The 22,111-nt window shown below is 62.5% G+C and carries 21 protein-coding genes; 15 read left to right on the top strand and 6 right to left on the bottom strand.

Annotated features, from left to right (window positions below; genetic code table 11):
- Positions 1–26 precede the first annotated feature (26 nt).
- From sufC to sufA, 5 genes are all read left to right on the top strand, one after another.
- Complete coding sequence (gene sufC / locus AC0NID_RS24300; RefSeq protein WP_473453032.1) at positions 27–782, top strand: Fe-S cluster assembly ATPase SufC; 756 nt, start codon at positions 27–29, stop codon at positions 780–782.
- Positions 783–825: 43 nt separating this feature from the next.
- The gene (gene sufD, locus AC0NID_RS24295) at positions 826–2,094 is read left to right on the top strand and encodes a Fe-S cluster assembly protein SufD (protein ID WP_473453033.1); all 1,269 of its coding nucleotides are present in this window, start codon (positions 826–828) and stop codon (positions 2,092–2,094) included.
- 100 nt (positions 2,095–2,194) lie between these two features.
- Positions 2,195–3,436 carry a cysteine desulfurase gene (locus tag AC0NID_RS24290; RefSeq protein WP_473453034.1) on the top strand — a complete coding sequence of 414 codons (1,242 nt, stop codon included), beginning with the start codon at positions 2,195–2,197 and terminating at the stop codon, positions 3,434–3,436.
- A gap of 5 nt (positions 3,437–3,441) precedes the next feature.
- The gene (locus AC0NID_RS24285) at positions 3,442–3,834 is read left to right on the top strand and encodes an SUF system Fe-S cluster assembly protein (protein ID WP_145715176.1); all 393 of its coding nucleotides are present in this window, start codon (positions 3,442–3,444) and stop codon (positions 3,832–3,834) included.
- Positions 3,835–3,924: 90 nt separating this feature from the next.
- A complete protein-coding gene (gene sufA / locus AC0NID_RS24280) occupies positions 3,925–4,305 on the top strand; it encodes a Fe-S cluster assembly scaffold SufA (protein ID WP_120015687.1) in 381 nt (126 codons plus the stop codon).
- A gap of 9 nt (positions 4,306–4,314) precedes the next feature.
- Here sufA and AC0NID_RS24275 read toward each other — a convergent pair whose 3' ends face one another.
- The gene (locus AC0NID_RS24275) at positions 4,315–4,812 is read right to left on the bottom strand and encodes a GFA family protein (RefSeq protein WP_473453035.1); all 498 of its coding nucleotides are present in this window, start codon (positions 4,810–4,812) and stop codon (positions 4,315–4,317) included.
- Between the two features lie 93 nt (positions 4,813–4,905).
- Here AC0NID_RS24275 and AC0NID_RS24270 point away from each other — a divergent pair, with 93 nt between their 5' ends.
- Positions 4,906–5,229, top strand: coding sequence for a TfoX/Sxy family protein (locus tag AC0NID_RS24270; RefSeq protein ID WP_473453036.1), 324 nt, complete (start codon positions 4,906–4,908; stop codon positions 5,227–5,229).
- A 19-nt stretch (positions 5,230–5,248) separates the two neighbouring features.
- On the opposite strand, the gene AC0NID_RS24265 is transcribed toward AC0NID_RS24270, so the two are convergent.
- Positions 5,249–6,181: a carbohydrate kinase family protein gene (locus AC0NID_RS24265; protein WP_473453037.1), complete on the bottom strand. Its 933-nt coding sequence runs from the start codon at positions 6,179–6,181 to the stop codon at positions 5,249–5,251.
- A gap of 278 nt (positions 6,182–6,459) precedes the next feature.
- Between AC0NID_RS24265 and recA the strand changes: the two genes are divergently transcribed.
- Both recA and alaS read left to right on the top strand, forming a co-directional pair.
- Positions 6,460–7,557 carry a recombinase RecA gene (gene recA, locus AC0NID_RS24260; RefSeq protein WP_027028105.1) on the top strand — a complete coding sequence of 366 codons (1,098 nt, stop codon included), beginning with the start codon at positions 6,460–6,462 and terminating at the stop codon, positions 7,555–7,557.
- A 253-nt stretch (positions 7,558–7,810) separates the two neighbouring features.
- The gene (alaS, locus tag AC0NID_RS24255; RefSeq protein ID WP_473453038.1) at positions 7,811–10,477 is read left to right on the top strand and encodes an alanine--tRNA ligase; all 2,667 of its coding nucleotides are present in this window, start codon (positions 7,811–7,813) and stop codon (positions 10,475–10,477) included.
- 66 nt (positions 10,478–10,543) lie between these two features.
- Here alaS and AC0NID_RS24250 read toward each other — a convergent pair whose 3' ends face one another.
- Both AC0NID_RS24250 and AC0NID_RS24245 read right to left on the bottom strand, forming a co-directional pair.
- A complete protein-coding gene (locus AC0NID_RS24250) occupies positions 10,544–11,170 on the bottom strand; it encodes a glutathione S-transferase family protein (protein WP_473453039.1) in 627 nt (208 codons plus the stop codon).
- A gap of 14 nt (positions 11,171–11,184) precedes the next feature.
- Complete coding sequence (locus tag AC0NID_RS24245; RefSeq protein ID WP_473453040.1) at positions 11,185–12,396, bottom strand: NADP-dependent isocitrate dehydrogenase; 1,212 nt, start codon at positions 12,394–12,396, stop codon at positions 11,185–11,187.
- 221 nt (positions 12,397–12,617) lie between these two features.
- Here AC0NID_RS24245 and AC0NID_RS24240 point away from each other — a divergent pair, with 221 nt between their 5' ends.
- The 6 genes from AC0NID_RS24240 to AC0NID_RS24215 all read left to right on the top strand — a co-directional run bounded on the left by AC0NID_RS24240 (position 12,618) and on the right by AC0NID_RS24215 (position 17,701).
- Positions 12,618–13,460, top strand: coding sequence for an RNA methyltransferase (locus tag AC0NID_RS24240; protein WP_473453041.1), 843 nt, complete (start codon positions 12,618–12,620; stop codon positions 13,458–13,460).
- 151 nt (positions 13,461–13,611) lie between these two features.
- The gene (murI, locus tag AC0NID_RS24235; protein ID WP_473453042.1) at positions 13,612–14,424 is read left to right on the top strand and encodes a glutamate racemase; all 813 of its coding nucleotides are present in this window, start codon (positions 13,612–13,614) and stop codon (positions 14,422–14,424) included.
- Positions 14,425–14,484: 60 nt separating this feature from the next.
- Complete coding sequence (locus tag AC0NID_RS24230; RefSeq protein WP_023717374.1) at positions 14,485–14,673, top strand: DUF3008 family protein; 189 nt, start codon at positions 14,485–14,487, stop codon at positions 14,671–14,673.
- 525 nt (positions 14,674–15,198) lie between these two features.
- Positions 15,199–15,816 (top strand): 30S ribosomal protein S4, encoded by a 618-nt coding sequence (gene rpsD / locus AC0NID_RS24225; RefSeq protein ID WP_352955181.1) that lies wholly within the window; start codon positions 15,199–15,201, stop codon positions 15,814–15,816.
- A gap of 174 nt (positions 15,817–15,990) precedes the next feature.
- Positions 15,991–16,884 carry a tRNA 2-thiocytidine(32) synthetase TtcA gene (ttcA, locus tag AC0NID_RS24220; RefSeq protein WP_473453043.1) on the top strand — a complete coding sequence of 298 codons (894 nt, stop codon included), beginning with the start codon at positions 15,991–15,993 and terminating at the stop codon, positions 16,882–16,884.
- Positions 16,874–17,701, top strand: a complete 828-nt coding sequence (locus AC0NID_RS24215; RefSeq protein ID WP_473453044.1) for an inositol monophosphatase family protein — start codon at positions 16,874–16,876, stop codon at positions 17,699–17,701. The genes ttcA and AC0NID_RS24215 overlap by 11 nt, the downstream gene beginning before the upstream one ends.
- A gap of 19 nt (positions 17,702–17,720) precedes the next feature.
- On the opposite strand, the gene AC0NID_RS24210 is transcribed toward AC0NID_RS24215, so the two are convergent.
- Positions 17,721–19,256, bottom strand: a complete 1,536-nt coding sequence (locus AC0NID_RS24210) for a GMC family oxidoreductase (protein ID WP_473453045.1) — start codon at positions 19,254–19,256, stop codon at positions 17,721–17,723.
- A gap of 46 nt (positions 19,257–19,302) precedes the next feature.
- A complete protein-coding gene (locus AC0NID_RS24205) occupies positions 19,303–19,980 on the bottom strand; it encodes a FadR/GntR family transcriptional regulator (RefSeq protein ID WP_473453046.1) in 678 nt (225 codons plus the stop codon).
- 206 nt (positions 19,981–20,186) lie between these two features.
- Between AC0NID_RS24205 and AC0NID_RS24200 the strand changes: the two genes are divergently transcribed.
- On the top strand, positions 20,187–21,815 hold the full coding sequence (locus AC0NID_RS24200) for a GMC family oxidoreductase (protein WP_473453047.1): 1,629 nt from the start codon (positions 20,187–20,189) through the stop codon (positions 21,813–21,815).
- Positions 21,816–22,111: the final 296 nt, after the last annotated feature.

The raw sequence follows: 22,111 nt of genomic DNA, 5'->3' as shown, positions 1-22,111 counted from the left end.
CGGACAAAATTTTCAGGAAAGAAAAAATGCTTGAAATCAAAAACCTCCATGCCCGCATTGTCGATGACGGCACCGAGATCATCCGCGGCCTGAACCTGACGGTGAAAGCGGGCGAGGTCGCCGCCATCATGGGCCCGAACGGCTCGGGCAAGTCGACGCTGTCCTACATCCTCGCCGGGCGCGAGGACTATGAGGTCACCGAGGGCGATATCCTCTACAACGGCCAGTCGATCCTCGAAATGGATCCGGCCGAGCGCGCCTCTGCCGGCATCTTCCTCGCTTTCCAGTATCCGATGGAGATACCGGGCGTGGCGACGATGGAATTCCTGAAAGTGGCGATGAACGAGCAGCGCAAGGCGCGCGGCGAGGAGCCGCTGAAGATCCCGGAATTCCTCAAGCGCGTGAAGGACGCGGCCGGCTTGCTCAACATGGACATGGCGATGCTGAAACGGCCGCTCAATGTCGGCTTCTCCGGCGGCGAGAAGAAGCGCGCCGAGATCCTGCAGATGAAGCTTCTGGAACCGAAGCTGTGCGTGCTCGACGAGACCGATTCCGGCCTCGACATCGATGCGCTGAAGATCGTCTCGGAAGGCGTCAATGCGTTGCGCGCGCCAGACCGCGCTATCGTCATCATCACCCACTACCAGCGCCTGCTTCAGTACATCGTGCCGGATAGCGTGCACGTGCTCTACAGGGGGCAGGTGGTCAAGTCCGGCGACAAGTCGCTGGCGCTCGACCTCGAAGCCAACGGCTACGCCGGCGTGATCGGCGAAGCCGCGTGAGATGCCGGAAGGCCTGGAAGGCAAGCCAAATAGGGCGAAACTGATGAATATACACACCACACCCCAGCGAACGCCGGCCGAAACGGCGTTGATCGACGCCTTCGGCGACCGGCTGTCGCTGCTGCCGGGCGACGGCACGGTGATGCTGAAGCGCGACGACGCCATCGAAGCGATCAAGAGCGGCCTGCCGACGCGGCGTATCGAGTCCTGGCATTATACCGACCTGCGCCAACTGCTGACTTCGGTGCCGGACTTCGATCCCGCGGCCGCCCCGAAAGCTGTTGCGCCAATCGTCGAGGGGTCCGCCGTCCTGCCGGTCCTGAATGGCGTGTCGAGCACGAAAACGCCCGATATCGAGGGCATCGCCGTGCAGCGCCTGTCGGAAAAGCTGACCGACGGCAGCATCGCGCCGGGGCTCGATCCCTATGGCGCCGACGATGCCATCGGCGCGCTGAACACCGCTTTTGTCGCTGACGGCTATTTTGTCGACATTGCCGACGGCACCGAACTGGACAAGCCGATCGAGCTGCAAAACCTGCAATCCGGCGGCCAGACACATGTGCGCCTGGGCGTCCGCGTCGGTGCCGGCGCCAAGGCTGTCGTCGTCGAGCGCCAGACGGGCGAGGGCGCCGCACTCGTCAGCTCCGTCAGCCAGCTTGTGCTTGGCGACGGCGCCGAGGTGACATGGCTGATCGTGCAGGAGCAGCCGGATACGGCGACCCATCTCGCCCAGTTCAAGGCGCATCTGGGCAAAGATGCGAAGCTGACGCTGTTTGTGATGAATGCCGGCGGCAAGCTGGTGCGACAGGAGATCGTGGTCAAGACCACCGGCGAAGGCGCCGACTTCACGTTGCGCGGCATCAACCTGCTTGCCGGCGACACGCATACGGACGTGACCATGGTGCTCGACCATGCCGTGCCGCACACGGCGTCGACGGAGGTGATCCGCAACGTGGTGACCGGAAGGGCGCGCGGCGTCTTCCAGGGGCGCATCAACGTCCACCAATATGCGCAGAAGACCAACGCCAAGATGGCTTGCAACACGCTGCTCCTGTCGGACGATGGCGAGTTCTCGACCAAGCCGGAGCTGGAGATTTTTGCCGACGACGTCGTCTGCGGGCATGGCGCGACGGTCACCGAGATCGATCATAGCCACCTGTTCTACCTGATGGCGCGCGGCATCGACGAGAAGACCGCGCGTGGTCTTCTGGTCAAGGCGTTCGTCGCCGAGGTGATCGAGGAGCTGGACGACGAGGCGATCGTCGAGGCGCTGGAAACGAGGCTGGACGGCTGGTTCGTCGCGCACGGGTAACGCGCTTTCCTTCTCCCCTTGTGGGAGAAGGTGGCCGAGCGGAGCTCGGTCGGATGAGGGGTGTTGGACGGAATGAGGCGATGCCTCGAGAGAGCTTGTGATGGACCAGAAAGTCGAAAGCATTCCTTACGACGTCGAGGCGATCCGCCGCGATTTCCCGATACTCGCGCGCAAAGTCTATGGCAAACCCTTGGTCTATCTCGACAATGGCGCCTCGGCGCAGAAGCCGCAGATCGTGCTCGACGCCATCCAGCACGCCTATTCCCAGGAATACGCCAACGTCCATCGCGGGCTGCATTTCCTGTCCAATGCCGCGACCGACGCCTATGAGAACGCGCGGAAGATAGTACAGAGGTTTTTGAACGCGCCCAGCACCGACAACATCGTCTTCACCTCGAACACCACAGCGGCGATCAACACCGTCGCCTATGGCTTCGGCATGCCCAATATCGGCGAGGGCGACGAGATCGTTCTGTCGATCATGGAGCATCATTCCAACATCGTGCCGTGGCATTTCCTCCGTGAGCGGCAAGGCGCAAAACTGGTCTGGGTACCGGTCGACGATCTCGGCGTCTTTCATATCGAAGAGTTCGAGAAGCGGCTGACCGATCGCACAAAACTGGTCGCCATCACGCACATGTCGAACGCGCTGGGCACGGTGACGCCGATCAAGGAAATCGTGCGCATTGCGCATGCGAGAGACATTCCCGTGCTGGTCGACGGCAGCCAGAGCGCCGTGCATATGCCGATCGACGTGCAGGATCTCGACTGCGATTTCTTCGTCTTCACCGGCCACAAAGTCTACGGTCCCTCAGGGATCGGCGTGCTCTACGGCAAGAAGGACATGCTGGAGCGCATGCGCCCGTTCATGGGCGGCGGCGAGATGATCGAGGAAGTGACCGAAGACATCGTCACCTACAACGATCCGCCGCACCGCTTCGAGGCCGGCACGCCGCCGATCGTCCAGGCGATCGGGCTGGGTGCAGCACTCGAATACATGGAAAAGATCGGCCGCGAGCGCATTGCAGCTCACGAGGCCGATCTGAAGGATTATGCCCATGAGCGGCTGCGCGCCATCAACTCGCTGCGCATCTTTGGCAATGCGCCCGGCAAGGGCGCCATCATCTCCTTCGAGCTGCAGGGCATCCATGCCCATGACGTGTCAATGGTGATCGACCGGCAAGGCGTTGCAGTCCGCGCGGGCACCCATTGCGCCCAGCCGCTGTTGAAACGCTTCGGCGTAACGTCCACATGCAGGGCATCGTTCGGCATGTATAATACCAGGGCCGAAGTCGACGCTTTGGCCGATGCGCTGGAAAAAGCGCGAAAGTTCTTCGGGTGACGATCATGGATGATGCCAGCCATACCGCTGAGACCACTCCGGAAACGGCTACCGACGAGGTTGTTTCCGCCTCGGCCATTCCAGCCGATGAACTGGCGCGGCTGACCGACGACATCGTCTCGGCGCTGAAGACGGTTTACGACCCGGAAATCCCGGCGGATATCTATGAGCTTGGCCTCGTCTACAAGATCGACATCGAGGACGACCGCTCGGTAAAGATCGACATGACGCTGACCGCGCCCGGCTGCCCGGTGGCCGGCGAAATGCCGGGCTGGGTGGAGAACGCCGTCGGCGCCGTCGAAGGCGTTTCCGGCGTCGAGGTCAACATGACCTTCGATCCGCCGTGGTCGCCCGACCGCATGTCGGAAGAGGCGCAGGTCGCGGTAGGCTGGTATTGAGGCGCACTTGCGCCAGGTAGAAAACTTCACCATTTTAGGTGAGGAATCATTCGGCAGGCCTTGAACCTGCACGCAATGGAGAAAGAAAAGATGGGACGCTTCGCCGTCATCACGATGACCGAAAAGGCTGCCGACCGGGTTCGCGAGATCGTCGCGACGCGTGAGAACGCGCATGGCATTCGCCTTGGCATCAAGAAGGGCGGCTGCGCCGGCATGGAATATACGGTCGACCTGGTGACCGAGCCCAACACCAAGGACGACCATGTCGAGCGAGACGGCGCCCATGTCTATGTCGCGCCCGAGGCAGCGCTTTTCCTGTTTGGCACCGAGATGGATTTCGAGCAGACGACGCTGCGCACCGGCTTCACCTTCCGCAATCCGAACCAGAGCTCGGCCTGCGGTTGCGGCGAATCGGTTGAGCTCAAGCCGGCCGACCTGAAGGCACTGGCCGAGGCGCGCGCGTCGGCCTGACCGGGCTCCTCAGTCCACCCACATTCCCGTTCGTTTGTGCCATCCGGCGATCGATTCTTCGGGATAGACATCGAAGACCTTGTCGTCCTCGCCGATGTCGGGCTCGACCCAGTTCGCCTTGTATTTCAGCATGAGGTGCACCTTTTCAGGCGGCTTCGGCAGATCTGTATCGATCGCCGAGGCGAAGGGGTGGACCAGCTCCGGCCAGGTCGGGTCGTAGAGCCAGAGGGCCGATCCGCATTTCTTGCAGAAATTGCGCTCGCCTGACGAGATCTCGCATTGCGGATGTTCGTCGTCCTCGATCTCGGCCCGGTAGACGCCAAGATTGCGCTTGCCGTTGATTTTCAGCGTATCGAAATCGGCGCCGAGATTGATGGCGAAGCCACCGCCGCCCTGCTGCTTGCGGCAGATCGAACAGTAGCAAAGCATGAATGGCACCGGCGTGTGGCTTTCCACCTCGAAGCGGACAGCATTGCACCGGCAGGACCCTTTGAGCAGAAGCGGCATGAAGAAAACTCCGTCGAATTTGGCTTTTCAACCTGTCAGCATGGTTTTGGTTGCGGCGATGACAAGGGGAAATCCGGATGCCATGATCGCGGCATGGACAATGAACGCATCGCCGAACTTTTCGAAGGCCTCGGGCCGGTCAGCATACGAAAACTGTTCGGCGGCAAGGGCATTTATTTCGACGGCGTCATCGTCGCGATCGTCCTTCGCGGCGAGCTTTTGCTGAAAGCCGACACTGAAAGCGCGCCCGAATTCGAAGCGGCCGGCTGCACGCAGTGGACCTACACCGGCTCGAGGCACGGCAAGCTGGTGTCCATGCCGTATTGGAGCATTCCCGACACCGCTTTCGACGATCCGGATGAGATGGCGGTGTGGGCGCGCCGGGCCTATGAGGCGGGGCTGCGGGCGGGGAAGTAGGCTGCCTCTCGGATGGACATCATGCCACTTTCCGCGGCTCCGGCACAAACGCCAGCGCCCTGGCAAAACTCGCTGCTGTAAAGGCCGGTACAAACTCAGCACTTTCGATGGCAAGCATTGCCGCGGCAACGCCTTCGCGCAACGCTGCCCGCAGCCTCAGGCCGCGAAGCAGGGCGGCGACCGTTGCGCCAGCCAGCGCATCGCCGGCGCCGTCCGCGACCTTTCCTGGCAGCGGGATCGAGAAGGCGCCGGCTTCGTCGAAACCCAGCACCGGACCGTCATCCATTGTCACCACGCCGCTCTTCAGGCCCGCGCGCCTCAAGCCGTCGGCAATATCTTGCTCCCCGGCGCCGATATCGACATCGGCGAGTGCAATGGCCTCGTTCCGGCTCATGAAGACCAGCGCCAGGCTGCCGAGCACCGGCGTGAGCCGCGCCACCTTGGCCGGCGATGTGGCGAGGGCGAAGACCGGCTTGCCGGCGGCAAGCGCCACCAGCCGCTCGAGAGCTGCCGGCGGCAGGTTGGCGTCGCACAGGACCGCGTCGGCAATGCCGATCGCCTCGCGCACCTTGGCACGGCGGATCTGCTTGGGAAGCGCCAGATCGTAGAGCGCCATGTCGGCAAGGCTGATGATCAATTCGCCGTTGCGGTCGACCAGCACCGTGTTGGTCGGCGTCGTGCGATCGAGGAACACCGCGGAGAGATCGGCAATGCCGGCAGCAAGGATGGCGCGGGCGACCGTGTCGGCCAGGACATCGCCGCCGCGCACCGAAAGCAGCGAGCCGGAGACGCCGCGGCGCACCGCGCTGCGCAGCGCATTGAAGACGCTGCCGCCTACATTCTCATGCATCGTGCCGGGGTTTGACGCCGCCGGCACGAAGACGTCCGAAAGCTGGCCCCGCCGGTCCATATAGGCGCCGCCTACGGCCAGGATTGTCGGCGATTTCATCATGCGGCGAGATGACCTTTGCTGATTGCCCCGGGTAGAGACTAGGTTGTCCGGCGAAACCCGGCAACCGAAGGCGCGATTCGGAAGTTGGCAGCACCATCCCTCAGGGGAAATGGGATCGCATCCGGGATCGAAACTGCGAAACAAAAAAAGAACAAATCAGGATATCGATTGTGTTTCAAATATTTGGCGCCCCTTGTCAAAGGAGAACAAATAAGGTACAAATTAAGAAGGATAAACGGATGGTCCGGCCTTCATTGACGACCAAGGGGTGATGTATCATGGCTCAGAACACGTTGCGGCTTGTAGAGGACAAAGCAGTGGACAAATCAAAGGCTCTGGATGCGGCGCTGTCGCAAATCGAGCGTGCCTTCGGCAAGGGCTCGATCATGCGGCTCGGCGCAAACGAGCAGGTCGTCGAGATCGAAACGGTGCCGACGGGTTCGCTTGGCCTCGACATTGCGCTTGGCGTCGGCGGCCTGCCGCGCGGCCGCATCATCGAGATCTACGGGCCGGAAAGCTCTGGCAAGACGACGCTGGCGTTGCACACGGTCGCCGAAGCCCAGAAGAAGGGCGGCATCTGCGCCTTCGTCGATGCCGAGCACGCGCTCGATCCGGTCTATGCCCGCAAGCTCGGCGTCGATCTCGAAAACCTCTTGATCTCGCAGCCCGATACCGGCGAGCAGGCGCTGGAGATCTGCGACACGCTGGTGCGCTCCGGCGCCATCGACGTGCTGGTGGTCGATTCGGTCGCGGCGTTGACGCCGCGTGCCGAAATCGAGGGTGAAATGGGCGATTCTCTGCCCGGCCTGCAGGCCCGCCTGATGAGCCAGGCGCTGCGCAAGCTGACCGCCTCGATCTCGCGTTCCAACACCATGGTCATCTTCATCAACCAGATCCGCATGAAGATCGGCGTCATGTTCGGCTCGCCCGAGACCACGACCGGCGGCAACGCGCTGAAATTCTATGCTTCGGTGCGCCTCGACATTCGTCGCATCGGTTCGGTCAAGGACCGCGACGAGGTCGTCGGCAACCAGACCCGGGTCAAGGTGGTCAAGAACAAGCTGGCTCCGCCCTTCAAGGTGGTCGAGTTCGACATCATGTATGGCGAGGGCGTGTCCAAGACCGGCGAGCTTGTCGACCTCGGCGTCAAGGCCGGCGTGGTCGAAAAGTCGGGTGCCTGGTTCTCCTACAATTCGCAGCGCCTCGGCCAGGGTCGCGAGAATGCCAAGCTGTTTCTGCGTGACAATCCCGACACGGCGCGCGAGATCGAATTGGCGCTGCGGCAGAATGCCGGACTGATCGCCGAGAAATTCCTCGAAAATGGTGGCTCCGAAGGCGGAGACGATGGTTTCGAGGACGAAGCCGGCGCCATGTGAGGCTTCCACGATGGGTCGGAATCTGGCCATAATCCCGGTTCATTATCTATAGCTTATGTAATCGAGTTCTGTAACTTTGCGTTTCAAACCGCCGGCGCCAGCGCCGGCGGTTTGCGTTTCCGCGATGGCGCGGAGACGACCGGCAAGCCCCGCGAATTGGGCCATTCCGTGTTTCTGGACAGGCTGGGGCGTGATCGCTAAAAGGCCATGTCCATTTTCCGCCCTGGCGGTTCTCTCGAAAAGGCAAGCATCCATGAGTGGCGTGAACGAGATCCGGTCGGCATTTCTCGATTATTTTCGCAAAGAGGGTCACGAGGTCGTCGCCTCGAGTCCGCTGGTGCCGCGCAACGACCCGACGCTGATGTTCACCAACGCCGGCATGGTGCAGTTCAAGAACGTCTTCACCGGCCTGGAGAAGCGGCCCTATTCGCGTGCCACCACCGCCCAGAAGAGCGTTCGTGCCGGCGGCAAGCACAACGACCTCGACAATGTCGGCTACACCGCGCGCCACCTGACCTTTTTCGAGATGCTCGGCAATTTCTCGTTCGGCGATTATTTCAAGGAGCGCGCCATCGAGCTCGCCTGGAACCTGATCACCAGGGAGTTCGGGCTGAAGCAGGACAAGCTGCTCGTCACCGTCTACCACACCGACGACGAGGCAGCCGGCTTCTGGAAGAAGATCGCCGGTTTTTCCGACGATCGCATCATCCGCATCCCGACCTCGGATAATTTCTGGGCGATGGGCGACACCGGACCATGCGGGCCGTGCTCGGAGATATTCATCGACCGTGGCGAGCATATCTGGGGCGGCCCTCCCGGCAGTCCGGAGGAGGATGGCGACCGTTTCCTCGAATTCTGGAACCTGGTGTTCATGCAGTATGAACAGGTGAGGAAGGACGAGCGCATCGACCTGCCGCGCCCGTCGATCGATACCGGCATGGGCCTGGAACGCATGGCCTCCATCTTGCAAGGGGTGGAGAGCGTCTTCGAGACCGACCTGTTCCGTCACCTGATCGACGCTGCCTCGTCCGCGATTGGCCACGGTCCGGATGCGGACACCGTCGCATCGTTCCGCGTCATCGCCGACCATCTGCGTTCGTCCTGCTTCCTGGTGGCCGACGGCGTGCTGCCGTCCAATGAAGGCCGCGGCTATGTGCTTCGCCGCATCATGCGCCGCGCCATGCGCCATGCGCAATTGCTCGGCGCCCGCGATCCCCTGATGTGGCGCCTGGTGCCGGCGCTGGTGCGCGAGATGGGCCAGGCCTACCCGGAACTGGTGCGCGGCGAACAGATGATCACCGAGACGCTGAAGCTTGAGGAAACCCGTTTCCGCAAGACGCTGGTGCGCGGCCTGGGCCTGCTTTCGGAGGCGACGGAAAAGCTCGGCGCCGGCGACATGCTGGATGGCGAGACAGCTTTCAAGCTCTACGACACCTATGGCTTTCCGCTCGACCTGACGCAGGACGCGCTGCGCCAGCGCAGTATCTCGGTCGATCTTGCCGGCTTCACCAATGCGATGGAGCAACAGAGGGCCGAGGCGCGCAAGAGCTGGGCTGGCTCCGGCGAGGCCGCGACCGAAACGGTGTGGTTCCCGGTGCGCGAGAAGACCGGCGCCACCGAATTCCTCGGCTATGAGACCGAGCAGGCTGAAGGCCTCATCCAGGCGCTGGTCAGGGACGGCAAGAGCGTCGACAGCGCGGCCAAAGGCGACGCCGTTGCCGTGGTCGTCAACCAGACGCCGTTCTATGGCGAGTCCGGCGGCCAGATGGGCGATACCGGCATCATTTCGGGCGAAGGCTTCTCGATCGAGATTTCCGATACGCAAAAGAAGGCCGATGGCCTGTTCGTGCATCTCGGCAAGGTGGCCAGCGGCGCGGTCAAGACCGGCGCGACCGTCGAGCTGAAGGTCGACCATGCGCGCCGTTCCAGGCTGCGCGCGAACCACTCCGCCACGCATCTGATCCATGAGGCGCTGCGCGAAGTGCTGGGCACCCATGTCGCGCAGAAGGGTTCATTGGTTGCGCCCGAGCGCCTGCGCTTCGACATTTCGCACAACAAGCCGATCTCGCCTGACGAACTCGAAGAGGTCGAGCGCATGGCGAACGAGATCGTCGTGCAGAACAGCCCGGTGACCACGCGCCTGATGTCGGTCGACGATGCCATTGCCGAAGGTGCCATGGCGCTGTTCGGCGAGAAATACGGCGATGAAGTGCGCGTCGTTTCGATGGGCACGGGCCTGCATGGCGCCAAGGCCAACCGGCCCTATTCGGTCGAGCTCTGCGGCGGCACCCATGTCGGGGCGACCGGCGATATCGGTCTGGTGCGCATCGTGTCGGACGGCGCGGTCGCCGCCGGCGTGCGCCGCATCGAGGCGCTCACCGGCGAGGCAGCGCGCAAGCATCTCGACGAGCAGGACAGACGGCTGAAGGCGGCCGCGGCAACGCTGAAGATCTCGCCGGCCGATGTGCCGGCGCGCATCGAAGCGCTGCTCGACGAGCGCAAGAAGCTCGAGAAAGAACTGACCGAGGCGCGCAAGAAGCTGGCGCTGGGCGGTGGTGCCGCATCCGGTGCGCCGGCCGAGAACGAGACGGTTGCCGGTGTCGGTTTCCTCGGCAAGGCGGTTTCCGGCGTGGCGCCAAAGGATCTGAAGCCGTTGGCCGATGCCGGCAAGAAGTCGCTCGGCTCGGGCATCGTCGTCTTCGTCGGCGCTGGCGAGGACAACAAGGCGAGCGTCGTGGTGGCGGTCACCGACGACCTGACCGGCCGCTTCAACGCCGTCGATCTGGTCCGCGTGGCGTCCGCTGCATTGGGCGGGCAGGGCGGCGGCGGCCGCCCCGATATGGCCCAGGCCGGCGGCCCCGACGCCTCGAAGGCCAGCGACGCGATCGCCGCGGTGAAGGCGGCGCTGGAGGCCGCCTGATCGTAGATCTGGAAGAATTGGCAAAGACTCGGACGGGGGTGCTGTCCCTCGGGCCCTCGTATTTTTTCACCCAACCTTTTCGGTACGAGCAAAGCTCGGGCGCTGAACGATGCCGTCCCACCATCGCCGAATATCGGGAAACTCGGCCAGCACCTTCTGCCCCTCGGCGACCTTGAGAAAATAGCCGATGATCGATGCTGCATGCAGGTCGGCGAGCGTCAGTTGCTCGCCCAGCAGCCACGGTCCGGCGGCTTTCAGCGAAGTGAGCACGCGAAGCACAGTGGCCGCCTGGCCAAGTCCGGCAGCGATCAGCGCCTCGTCGGGCGCTTCTTTCTCCAGCCGCTCGACGGCGACATCCCAGACCATCGCACGATAGGCATAGGCGCCGAGCATGCCGGTGATCTGGTTCATTCTGGCGCGGGCACGTGCCTCCGCCGGCTGCAGCGCCGGCCCGGCAAACGCCTCATCGACATACCGCGCGATCGCCCCAGTCTCGTGCAGGCGAAATCCGTCATGCTCGAAGGCCGGGATGCGGCCGAACGGGTGATGCTCGAAATACCAGGCCGGAATGCCATCCGCCGCAAAGATGTCGACCGGCACGAGTTCGTAGTCGATGCCCTTTTCCTCGAGCACGAGGCGGACGATGCGTACGTAGACGCTGTAGTCCGCCCCATAGACGACGGGCTTGTTCATGGCACCCGTCTTGGTCAGGCCATCGCCTTCTGCAGGTTCTCGTCGATCTTGTCGAGGAAGCCGGTGGTCGAGAGCCATGGCTGGTCGGGACCGATCAGCAGCGACAGGTCCTTGGTCATGAAGCCGGCCTCGACGGTCTGGATGCAGACCTTTTCCAACGTATCGGCAAAACGCTTCAGCTCGGCATTGTCGTCGAGCTTGGCGCGGTGGGCGAGGCCGCGGGTCCAAGCAAAGATCGAAGCGATCGAATTGGTCGAGGTTTCCTCGCCCTTCTGGTGCTGGCGATAGTGGCGGGTGACGGTGCCGTGCGCGGCTTCCGCCTCCACCGTCTTGCCGTCCGGCGTCATCAGCACCGAGGTCATCAGGCCGAGCGAACCGAAGCCCTGCGCCACCGTGTCGGACTGCACGTCGCCGTCATAGTTCTTGCAGGCCCAGACATAGCCGCCCGACCATTTCAGGCTGGAGGCGACCATGTCGTCGATCAGCCGGTGCTCGTACCAGAGCTTTTTGGATTTGAACTCGGCTTCGAACTCGGCCTCGTAGACTTCCTGGAAAATGTCCTTGAAGCGGCCGTCATAGGCCTTGAGGATGGTGTTCTTGGTCGAGAGGTAGACCGGGTAATTGCGCAGCAAGCCGTAGTTCAGCGAGGCGCGGGCGAATTCGCGGATCGACTCGTCGAGATTGTACATGGCCATGGCGACGCCGGAGCCCGGCGCATCGTAGACGTCGTGCTCGATCACCGTGCCGTCCTCGCCAACAAACTTGATGGACAGCTTGCCCTTGCCGGGAAAGCGGAAGTCGGTGGCACGGTACTGGTCGCCGAAGGCGTGGCGGCCGACGATGATCGGCTTGGTCCAGCCGGGCACCAGCCGCGGCACGTTCTTCATGATGATCGGCTCGCGAAAGATGGTGCCGCCGAGGATATTGCGGATCGTGCCGTTCGGCGACTTCCACATCTTCTTCAGCTTGAATTCCTCGACGCGTTGCTCGTCGGGCGTGATCGTCGCGCATTTCACGCCGACGCCGTATTTCTTGATGGCATTGGCCGAATCGATGGTCACCTGGTCGTTGGTGGCGTCGCGGTGCTCGACGCCGAGGTCGTAATATTCAAGCTTCAAGTCGAGATAGGGGTGGATCAGCTTGTCCTTGATGAACTGCCAGATGATGCGGGTCATCTCGTCGCCGTCGAGTTCGACGACCGGGTTCGCCACCTTGATCTTCGCCATGGAAAGAATGCCTCATTGTTGGGGATCGGAACGGCCTTGCCCGCATGGCTTTGGGCCGGGGATGCGGCCCGTATATCAAAGCATTTTTGGCCGCGCAAACGGCGATCCGCGCCGGCGGGCTTTGGCCCTGGCGTTTAGGCGTTCCTTGCGAAAGCTTCATTTTCGCGGCCGGATATGGCAGGGGACGCTGAAATGCCGCAAACAGCAGTTCATTTGACGCCATGCAAGCCAGCAACGACGACATCTTTCCCGCCCCGGCGATCATCCTGGTCGAGCCGCAGCTCGGTGAGAACATCGGCATGGTCGCGCGCGCCATGGCGAATTTCGGCCTTGCCGAGCTGCGTCTCGTCAATCCGCGCGACGGCTGGCCGAGCGAGAAGGCGCGCGCCGCCGCGAGCCGCGCCGACCACGTCATCGATGCCGCCAGAGTATTCGACGATCTGGCCTCGGCGGTCGCCGATCTGAACTTTGTCTTCGCCACCACAGCGCGCGCACGCGATAATTTCAAGCCGGTGCGCGGACCGGTTGAGGCGGGCAGGGCGCTGAGAGCGCGCCAGCGATCCGGACAGCGCACCGGCATCCTGTTCGGCCGCGAACGGTTCGGGCTCTACAATGATGAGGTTGGCCTGGCTGACGAGATCGTCACCTTCCCGGTCGATCCCGCCTTCTCTTCGCTCAACATCGCCCAGGCGGCCCTGCTGATGTCCTATGAGTGGATGAAGTCGGGCTTGGAAGATGACACGAAAACCAATTTTTCCAGCCCTGACATGATGCCGGCGACCAAGGAGCAATTGCACGGCCTGTTCGCGTATCTGGAAGGCGCGCTCGAGGCACGCGGCTATTTCCGCCCGGCGCCGAAGAAGCCGAAGATGGTCGACAATCTGCGCGCGGTGCTGACGCGCGCCGGCTTCGCCGAGCCGGAGCTCAAGGTGCTGCGCGGCATAATCTCGTCGCTGGACAGGTTTTCTCCGGCCATGCCGCGCGGCGACGGGTCGCCGGGCGATGATCCAAGGCGGCTCCCGGCAGCGGCCGCGCGCGCCGGCAAGGCGACAGACAAAGACTAGGACCAAAGTCACGCAATCAGCGGTAACCGATTGTTATTTCGCATGAGTGACCATCTTGTCGCTTCAAGACCATGATGGCTCCAGCGTCATTGGTCAAAGCTTCAGCCAGCCTCCTCTCGTGGTCCCCAGCCCTCTCTCATAATCAATGACGATGACCGACCCCTCAAATGTCCGCCCGATCCTGATGTTCGATTCCGGTATCGGCGGGTTAACGGTGCTACGCGAAGCGCGCGTGCTGATGCCCGATCGCCGCTTCGTCTATGTCGCCGACGACGCGGCTTTCCCCTATGGCGCTTGGGAGGAGCCGGCGCTGAGGGCACATATACTGGAGCTGTTCGGAAAGTTGCTCGACCGGTTTTCACCGGCCATTTCGGTCATCGCCTGCAACACCGCCTCGACGCTGGTCATCGATGCGTTGCGCGAAAGGTTTCCCGGTCATCCTTTCGTCGGCACGGTGCCGGCAATCAAGCCGGCGGCGGAACGCACGCGCTCCGGGCTGGTTTCGGTGCTGGCGACGCCGGGCACCGTCAAGCGCCAGTATACGCGCGACCTGATCGGCAAATGGGCTCGGAAATGCCATGTCCGTCTGGTTGGCAGCGACAATCTGGCCGGGCTGGCCGAGGTCTATATGCGTGAGGGCTTTGTCGACGAAGAGGCCGTGCGTGCCGAGATCGCACCATGCTTCGTCGAACATGATGAGCTGCGGACCGACATCGTCGTGCTTGCCTGCACTCACTATCCTTTTCTGGCCAACCGCATGCGCAAGACAGCACCCTGGCCGGTCGATTGGCTCGACCCCGCCGAAGCGATTGCGCGACGGGCGCTCTCGCTGCTTGCGGACATCGAGCCAAAGAATCGCGGCGAGGCGTTGTCGGAAGGCGCCGATCTTGCTGTCTTCACCTCAAAGCGGGTTGATTTCCCGACTCGCCGCCTGATGCAGGGATTTGGCCTGGCGATTTCCTGATGTTTAGGAACATCATCCCGACCGATACGTTTCCTCCTATTGCAAACGGGAGAAGCGATCATGCCAGCCACATCAAAGGCCCAGCAGAAAGCCGCCGGCGCGGCATTGTCCGCCAAGCGTGGCGAGACAAAGAAAAGCGAGCTCAAAGGCGCATCGAAGGGGATGTACAAATCCATGAGCGAAAAGCAGCTCGAGGAATTCGCCGAGACCAAGCGCAAGGGCTTGCCCGAGAAGAAATCGAAACACTAGTCCGCCCTTTTCGACCGGGCACGTCCCGCCGGGCGGGCCGGTTCGGTTCCACGCGACGGGCCCAAACATAAGCCCGCGGTCGAAATCACGCGCTTTCAATGGAAGCGTCGAAGCGGTCCCTCAGCGAGCCGCAACCAGCGCTCTCCAAGCCTCGCTGCAGCGTGGTGCCTTGTGGCGGATGGCCTTGCGATGACCACGCTGCCACACCATCTTCTTGCTGAACGCCGCGCCCGTATCCGCCTGCCATGAACAGCGCCGGCCGCAAGCTTGACACCGGTTCGATCTCCGTTTAATCAGCCCACCAACACCGGGCCGCAACGCCCGGTGGTTTCTTTATGTGCGCAAGACGTTTGGGAAGCCGATCTATCCTTCCTCAGGTCTTGTCTAGAATGACGTGTCCCGTGGGTTTTCCGCCGCGTTGCGTGGGAAAACCCTGTCAGGTCTCGAAAACGGGGGCCAGAGGAGGGCGCGTTTCCTTCACCCGGACCATCAGGTTCCGGGTGTGTTGTTTTGAAAGGGAATGCGATGAGCAAGCGCGAATCCGCGAAATACAAGATCGACCGCCGTCTCGGCGAAAACATCTGGGGCCGCCCGAAATCCCCGGTCAACAAACGCGAATACGGTCCCGGCCAGCACGGCCAGCGCCGCAAGGGCAAGCTTTCCGATTTCGGCCTGCAGCTGCGTGCCAAGCAGAAGCTGAAGGGTCACTACGGCGACGTTTCGGAAAAGCAGTTCCGCAAGGTCTATGAAGAGGCGGACCGCCGCAAGGGCGACACCTCGGAGAATCTGATCGGCCTGCTCGAATCGCGCCTCGATGCGGTCGTCTACCGCGCCAAGTTCGTGCCGACCATTTTTGCCGCCCGCCAGTTCGTCAACCACGGCCACATCAACGTCAACGGCAAGCGCGTCAACATTGGCTCATACCGCTGCAAGCCGGGCGACCTCATCGAAGTGCGCGAAAAGTCGAAGCAGCTGGTGATCGTCCTGGAATCGGTAGGCCTGGCCGAGCGCGACGTGCCTGATTACATCGAGGTCGACCATAACAAGATGACCGCGACCTTCGGACGCATCCCCGGCCTCTCGGATGTTCCCTTCGCCGTGCAGATGGAGCCGAACCTGGTCGTCGAATTCTATTCGCGCTGATCGGACGCATCCCGTCTGCGACAGCATCGAAGGCCGCCCGTCGAGGCGGCCTTTTCTTTGGCCGCCATCTTCAGTTCGTTTTATTTGCGCATCGTGCTTTTCGAAAATCGATTTCGATTTTCGGGCCGATGCGCTAATCCGGGCGGCAACAGAGATTTTTAAGGCCGACGCGCCATGAACATGCTGCCAGACGCCAAAGCACTCGAGCCGATCGCAGACTCCGAAGGCGGCTTTCATCCGCTGTTTGCCGATGTGCCGTCCTCCGTCGAGTTCAACAAGCTGCGTAAGCGGCTGCTGCGTCTCGCCCGTCAGGCGCTCGACGATTTTTCGATGGTGAGGCCTGGCGATCGCTGGCTCGTCGCTCTGTCGGGCGGCAAGGATTCCTACGGCCTGCTCGCTGTGCTGCTCGACCTCAAATGGCGCGGGCTGCTGCCGGTCGAGCTGTTGGCCTGCAATCTCGACCAGGGCCAACCGAATTTTCCGAAACACATTCTGCCCGACTATCTCGATAGCCACGCCATTCCATACCGCATCGAATATCAGGACACCTATTCGGTGGTGACCGACAAGCTTCCCGAGGGCAGCACCTACTGTTCGCTGTGCTCGCGGCTCAGGCGCGGCCATCTCTACCGGATCGCCCGCGAGGAGGGCTGCTCGGCCTTGGTGCTCGGCCACCACCGTGAGGACATACTGGAAACCTTCTTCATGAACCTGTTCCACGGCGGGCGCCTTGCCGCCATGCCGCCAAAGCTGCTCAACGACGACGGCGACGTCATGGTGCTGCGGCCGCTTGCCTATTGCGCCGAGGCCGATCTCGAAAAATTCGCCAGCGCCATGAAGTTCCCAATCATCCCGTGCGATCTGTGCGGCAGCCAGGATGGCCTGCAGCGCAATGCGATGAAGGCGATGCTCGACGACATCGAGAAGCGCATGCCCGGCCGTAAGGACACGATGATCCACGCCATGACCAATGTGCGGCCCTCGCACCTGCTCGACAGAAAGCTGTTCGATTTCGCCGCCCTCAACGAGACCCTCACCACAAGGCAAGACATTCCCGATGACATTTGACGAAGCCGAGATCGACTGGCTTGCCAACCTTCTGTCCGACGCCGCCATTGCCGAGATCATGCCGCGCTTTCGCCGGCTTGATGAAGGCGAGGTTCGCCAGAAGACCTCTGCGGCCGACCTGGTGACGGAGGCCGACGTCAATGCCGAGCGGCTGATCACCGTCAGGCTGCGTGAGCGCTACCCCCATGCGATGATCGTCGGCGAGGAGGCTTGTTCCGACGATCCGACGCTGCTCCAGGGTCTCGGCGATGCCGACCTCGGCTTCGTCGTCGATCCGGTCGACGGCACCTTCAACTTCGCCTCCGGCGTGCCGCTGTTCGGCGTCATGCTCGGCGTCGTGGTGAAGGGCGAGACCGTCGCCGGCATCATTCACGACCCCGTCGGCAAGGACTGGCTGATCGGCGCCAAGGGTGCTGGCAGCCACATACGGCATGCGCATGGCACTCTGGAGAAGGTGCATGTCGCCGAGCCCGTGCCGATGTCGCAAATGACCGGCGCGGTTTCCTGGCAATACATGCCCGAGCCGGAACGGTCGCGGCTGGCGCGCAACCAGACGAAATCCCTGTCGCAATTCGGCTATCGCTGCGCGGCTCACGAATACCGTCTGCTGGCGAGTGGCCACGCTCATTTCGTCGTCTACAACAAGCTGATGCCGTGGGATCATCTGGCGGGCGTACTGATCCACGCCGAGGCCGGCGGTTACGCCGCGCATTTCGACGCCAGCGCCTATCTGCCTTCGCACGTCGGAGGTGGCCTGCTGGTCGCACCTGACAAGGAAAGCTGGCGCGAACTGCGCCGCGAGCTCTGGGCGGAATAGACCGCTAGGGATTTTCGGGTCATGCGCCGGGCGGAGCTGACGCCCAGCTTTCCGCGATGGCGACTATCGACGCATTGATCGGTCCGCTCGGGATCGTCGGCATCACCGACGCGTCGACGATGAAGATGTTGTCGAAGCCGTTCAGCCGCAAATCCGGGTCGACGACGGCGTCTGCATCCCCGCCCATCCTGCACGTGCCGGCAGGATGATGATGCGTGGATGCAGCGCTCGCGATGAAAGCGTCCAGGTCGTCGTCCGACTGCACCCGCGGTCCCGGCAGAACTTCCGCGTCGCGCCACTCGTCGAGCGCTGCATGATGACCGATCGTGCGCGCCGTTCGCAGGGCCGTCCGGAAAACCGCCCGGTCGTGCTCGGTTTCGAGGTAATGCGGGTCGATAATGGGCGCATCGCCACTGTCCGGCCCGCTTGGCGCGATGCGCCCACGGCTGGTCGGGTGGGTGACGCCGCATAGAATCGTGAAAGCCGAGCCGTAGGGCGGTGCACTCAAGCCATCCGCGGCTGACGGAGCGACGACGCAGGCGAGTACGATATCGGGGCTTCCCGTCGAATGCGTTGGATCGCTGCCGTGCAGGTACATCAGCGATTCGGAATGCTGCAGGCGCGACGGCGGCACCGGCTTTTTCGTGCTGTAGACGTTTCCAAGAGCCAGCAGATGGTCCTGCAGATTGCGGCCGACATCGCTTCGGTCGGCCAGGCAGCGTATTCTCGCGCGCTTCAGCGTATCCGGATCGCCAATACCCGACCGCATGAGGATGAGCGGCGAGGACACCGCGCCGGAGCAAAGAACGATCCTGTCGGCGGAGACCGTCATGGTCTCTCCTTTGCAGGTAACAGTCACACCGGTTGCCCGGTGGCTATCCAGCACGAGGTGCTCGACCTCATGCGCGGTGAGCAAGGCGAGGTTCGGTCGCGCCATGACCGCCGGCGGCAGGTAGGCGTCGGCGACGCTCAGGCGCTTGCCGTCGCGGATGTTCAGCGAATTGGGGCTGGTGCCAGTCAACTCGCCGCTGTTGTGGTCGGTCAGGACGGGGATCCCCATGGCTTGGCCCGCGGCCATATAAGCGCGGACGACGGGGCTCACCTCCGCATCAGGCAGATAGACGTCCAGCGGCCCGCTGCGGCCGCGCGACGGCGCGTCGAAGGCCGTGAAGGCCTCACTGCGGACAAAGCCCGGCAGCAGCCCCCGATAGGACCAGCGCTCGCCGCCGGCCTCTGCCCAGGGTTGGAAATCACTGGGATGACCGCGCACATAGGCCATGGCATGCAGGCAGCTCGAACCGCCGACGATCTTTCCACGTGGCCATTCATGCACCCGGTTTGCGGTAAAGGGTTGCGGCACCGTCCGATACGCCCAGTCATAGGCGCGGCCTTGCAGCATCGTCCATTTCAGCGGGTCGGCGATATCGGGATCGGACGGCATGATCCCGGCCTCAATCAGGCCGACCTGGCACGATCCGTCCTCGCTTAGCCGGCTGGCCAAGACCGAGCCGGCGGACCCCGCGCCGACGATCAGCACGTCGAAATGACGCATCAATTTGAAAGTCCCCACGAGCAGGCTGGCTGGCTAGAACGCGAAACGATCATGCGGCAAAGGCGCCGGCGTTCGACCGTTCCGTGATCTGTCTTTGCACGGACAGCAAATGCGCGCGCATGGCCGCCTCGGCTGCTTCCGGGTCGCGGTTCGAGATCGCTTCGGCAATCAGACGATGTTCGCCGTCGCGCTCGGCGATCCGCTTGGGGCAGGTGGGTGCCGCGGTACGTGCGATCTTCACCCGCGCATCGACCCCGACCTGGCGCAGCATCTTGTAGAATTCAGCGGCAAGATGATTGCGGGCGGCAGCGACGATGGCGAGATGGAAAGCGAAATCGACGGCGCCCGACGAGGCATTCTCCGGCGTGGTTGCCGCATCGATTATCCGCGCCGTCTCGAACGAGGAGGCGCGCAGCGACGCCAGCCGGGCGAGGCCCGGCTCCATCAGCAGGCGCAACTCCAGGACTTCGATCGGGTTGGTTACTCTCACAAGCTCTTCGCCATATCGGGGCAGGGCGGTTGGCGCACGCCTGGCGCGCGCCGGCCTCAAGTCGCCTGACCGGCGTAGCAGGTCGAGCGCCTTGCGAAGCTGATGGCGCTTCACGTTCAGATGTTCGGCAAGATCACGCTCGGACGGGAGCTTGCCGCCGCCCTGCTGCAACTGGCGGATCGCTGCAATGATGTCATCGAGATCCGATGGTACGATCTGTGGCTCGAATGCGCTCAAAACCAAATCTCCTGTCCGATCGGCAGCGGCCGACTCAGCGCCCGATTATCACATTGTGACACGAAACCTGCTGGGCGGCACTCAACCAACTCAACCAATTTACATCTGCATGCGATGGTTGACAACACCAGTTGCACGGTGGTTGAGTGCCGCAGTTGTTTTGACGGCTCTCATGCGGCGGGCCGTCCTTATTCCGAGGACCGTGCATGCCGTTTGGGGAAGCCTTTGACTATGTCATTGTCGGAGCCGGGTCGGCCGGCTGCGTGCTTGCAAGCCGCCTGAGTGAAGATCCTGCGGTTTCGGTGCTGCTTCTGGAAGCGGGGGATTGGGATCGCGATCCGATGATTCACATCCCGCTCGGCTGGGGCAAGATCCTGACCGAGCGCCGTCACGACTGGATGTATTTCTGCGAGCCCGAGGCCAATGTTGGCGGGCGCAAGGTCGAATGCGCGCGCGGCAAGGTCATCGGCGGGTCCTCGTCCACCAATGCCATGGCCTATGTGCGCGGCAATCGTGGCGACTACGATCGCTGGGCGGCCAGCGGCCTGACCGATTGGTCGTTCGACAAGGTGCTGCCTTATTTCAAGAAACAGGAACGCTGGGAAAACGGCGCAAGCCACTATCGCGGCGGCAGCGGGCCGCTGAACACTCAGTTCTGCCGTTACAAGGACGATTTGATCGATGCCTTCGCCACGGCCAGCCGGGATGCCGGATATCCCCAGACCGACGACTACAATGGCGCCATGCAGGAAGGCTTTGGCCGCCTGCAGATGACGATCGCCAACGGTCGCCGCTGTTCGACCGCGTCGGCCTATCTGCGGCCCGCCATGCGCCGCGGCAATGTCAAGGTGCTGACCGGCGCAATGGCGACGAGGATTCTGCTGAAGGATGGCCGCGCCACGGGCATCGCCTACACCAGGGGCGGCGCGGCCCACCTTGTCTCGGCGCGGCGTGAGGTTCTGCTTGCCGGCGGCGTCATCAACACGCCTCAGCTGCTGATGCTGTCGGGGATCGGTGATGGCGACGGGCTCGCAGCACATGGCATCGAGACGAAAGTCGAGCGTCCGCAGGTCGGCAAGAACCTGCAGGATCATGTGTCGGTCATTTTGATGTATCGGCGCAAGCAGCCGGGACCATTCCTCAAGATGATGCGGGCCGATCGTATCGGCTTGGATTTTGTCAAGACCTATTTTACTGGAAAGGGTTTTTCCGGAGATGTGCCTGGCGGGGTCGTGGCGTTCCTGAAAAGCGATGCAAGCCGGCCGTTGCCGGACGTACAGTTGCTTTTCACGGCAGCACCGCTTGCAGCATGGCCTTATATGTCGCCATTCAAGGCGCCCTTCGCCGACGGCTTTGCGACCCGCATCGTCGCCGTCCAGCCGGAGAGCAGGGGGAGCGTGAAGCTGGCGTCGAACGACCCGTTGGCCGCGCCGCTGATCCACCAGAATTTCCTGTCTTCGCCGCGTGACTGGCAGTCGCTCCGCGCCGGCTTCCGCATCGCGCGAAACCTCGCGGCGCAGCCGTCGATGGCGCCTTTTGTCGGGGCGGAGTTCTTCCCGGGGCCCAAATACGACAGCGATGACCAGATCGACGAGCATATCCGCAAGACATCGATCACCGTGCATCATCCGGCCGGCACTTGCCGCATGGGTGTCGACGCCGAGTCGGTGGTCGATCCGCAACTGCGTGTGCGCGGCGTTGCCGGTCTTCGCGTGGTGGACGCTTCCGTCATGCCGGATCTCGTCTGCGGCAACATCAATGCGGCGGTCATCATGATTGCCGAAAAGGCGTCGGACCTGATCCGCAGCCATGCCGAACAAAGCATGGCGGCCTGACAAGCGTCGCCCAGGTTCAACCAGTTCTCCTTTGGTTGAGCATAGAAATTCGAGGTTGGTTGGACTGCCGGGCGATCGCCGCGGTCGTCATGGGGCGATATGCATCTGTCGGATCGGCTGGTTTTTGGTATATTTTTGACCCATGTGCCGTTTTTCGGGGTATTTGCCGTTCAAAAGAGCATCCAACCAAAAATTTCAAAAATTCTTAGTTTTGGGATTGTCGTGGAAAACCAATCCGAATACGGTTGAGTTGGTTAAACGCATTTTCTTCGTGAAGAGGGGTGTCAAGACATGTC

The organism is Mesorhizobium sp. WSM4821 (genome assembly GCF_055901555.1).
This window is presented reverse-complemented; position numbering and strand designations above follow the sequence as displayed.

Bases quoted from the DNA above. Each gene is read 5' to 3' on its own strand.
- ttcA (WP_473453043.1), top strand. From the start codon at position 15,991: ATGAACATGCTGCCAGACGCCAAAGCACTCGAGCCGATCGCAGACTCC.
- AC0NID_RS24215 (WP_473453044.1), top strand. From the start codon at position 16,874: ATGACATTTGACGAAGCCGAGATCGACTGGCTTGCCAACCTTCTGTCC.
- murI (WP_473453042.1), top strand. From the start codon at position 13,612: ATGACCGACCCCTCAAATGTCCGCCCGATCCTGATGTTCGATTCCGGT.
- rpsD (WP_352955181.1), top strand. From the start codon at position 15,199: ATGAGCAAGCGCGAATCCGCGAAATACAAGATCGACCGCCGTCTCGGC.
- AC0NID_RS24230 (WP_023717374.1), top strand. From the start codon at position 14,485: ATGCCAGCCACATCAAAGGCCCAGCAGAAAGCCGCCGGCGCGGCATTG.
- AC0NID_RS24290 (WP_473453034.1), top strand. From the start codon at position 2,195: ATGGACCAGAAAGTCGAAAGCATTCCTTACGACGTCGAGGCGATCCGC.
- AC0NID_RS24270 (WP_473453036.1), top strand. From the start codon at position 4,906: ATGGACAATGAACGCATCGCCGAACTTTTCGAAGGCCTCGGGCCGGTC.
- AC0NID_RS24250 (WP_473453039.1), bottom strand. From the start codon at position 11,170: ATGAACAAGCCCGTCGTCTATGGGGCGGACTACAGCGTCTACGTACGC.
- alaS (WP_473453038.1), top strand. From the start codon at position 7,811: ATGAGTGGCGTGAACGAGATCCGGTCGGCATTTCTCGATTATTTTCGC.
- AC0NID_RS24200 (WP_473453047.1), top strand. From the start codon at position 20,187: ATGCCGTTTGGGGAAGCCTTTGACTATGTCATTGTCGGAGCCGGGTCG.
- sufD (WP_473453033.1), top strand. From the start codon at position 826: ATGAATATACACACCACACCCCAGCGAACGCCGGCCGAAACGGCGTTG.
- AC0NID_RS24245 (WP_473453040.1), bottom strand. From the start codon at position 12,396: ATGGCGAAGATCAAGGTGGCGAACCCGGTCGTCGAACTCGACGGCGAC.
- AC0NID_RS24240 (WP_473453041.1), top strand. From the start codon at position 12,618: ATGCAAGCCAGCAACGACGACATCTTTCCCGCCCCGGCGATCATCCTG.
- AC0NID_RS24265 (WP_473453037.1), bottom strand. From the start codon at position 6,181: ATGATGAAATCGCCGACAATCCTGGCCGTAGGCGGCGCCTATATGGAC.
- recA (WP_027028105.1), top strand. From the start codon at position 6,460: ATGGCTCAGAACACGTTGCGGCTTGTAGAGGACAAAGCAGTGGACAAA.
- AC0NID_RS24275 (WP_473453035.1), bottom strand. From the start codon at position 4,812: ATGCCGCTTCTGCTCAAAGGGTCCTGCCGGTGCAATGCTGTCCGCTTC.
- AC0NID_RS24285 (WP_145715176.1), top strand. From the start codon at position 3,442: ATGGATGATGCCAGCCATACCGCTGAGACCACTCCGGAAACGGCTACC.
- sufC (WP_473453032.1), top strand. From the start codon at position 27: ATGCTTGAAATCAAAAACCTCCATGCCCGCATTGTCGATGACGGCACC.
- sufA (WP_120015687.1), top strand. From the start codon at position 3,925: ATGGGACGCTTCGCCGTCATCACGATGACCGAAAAGGCTGCCGACCGG.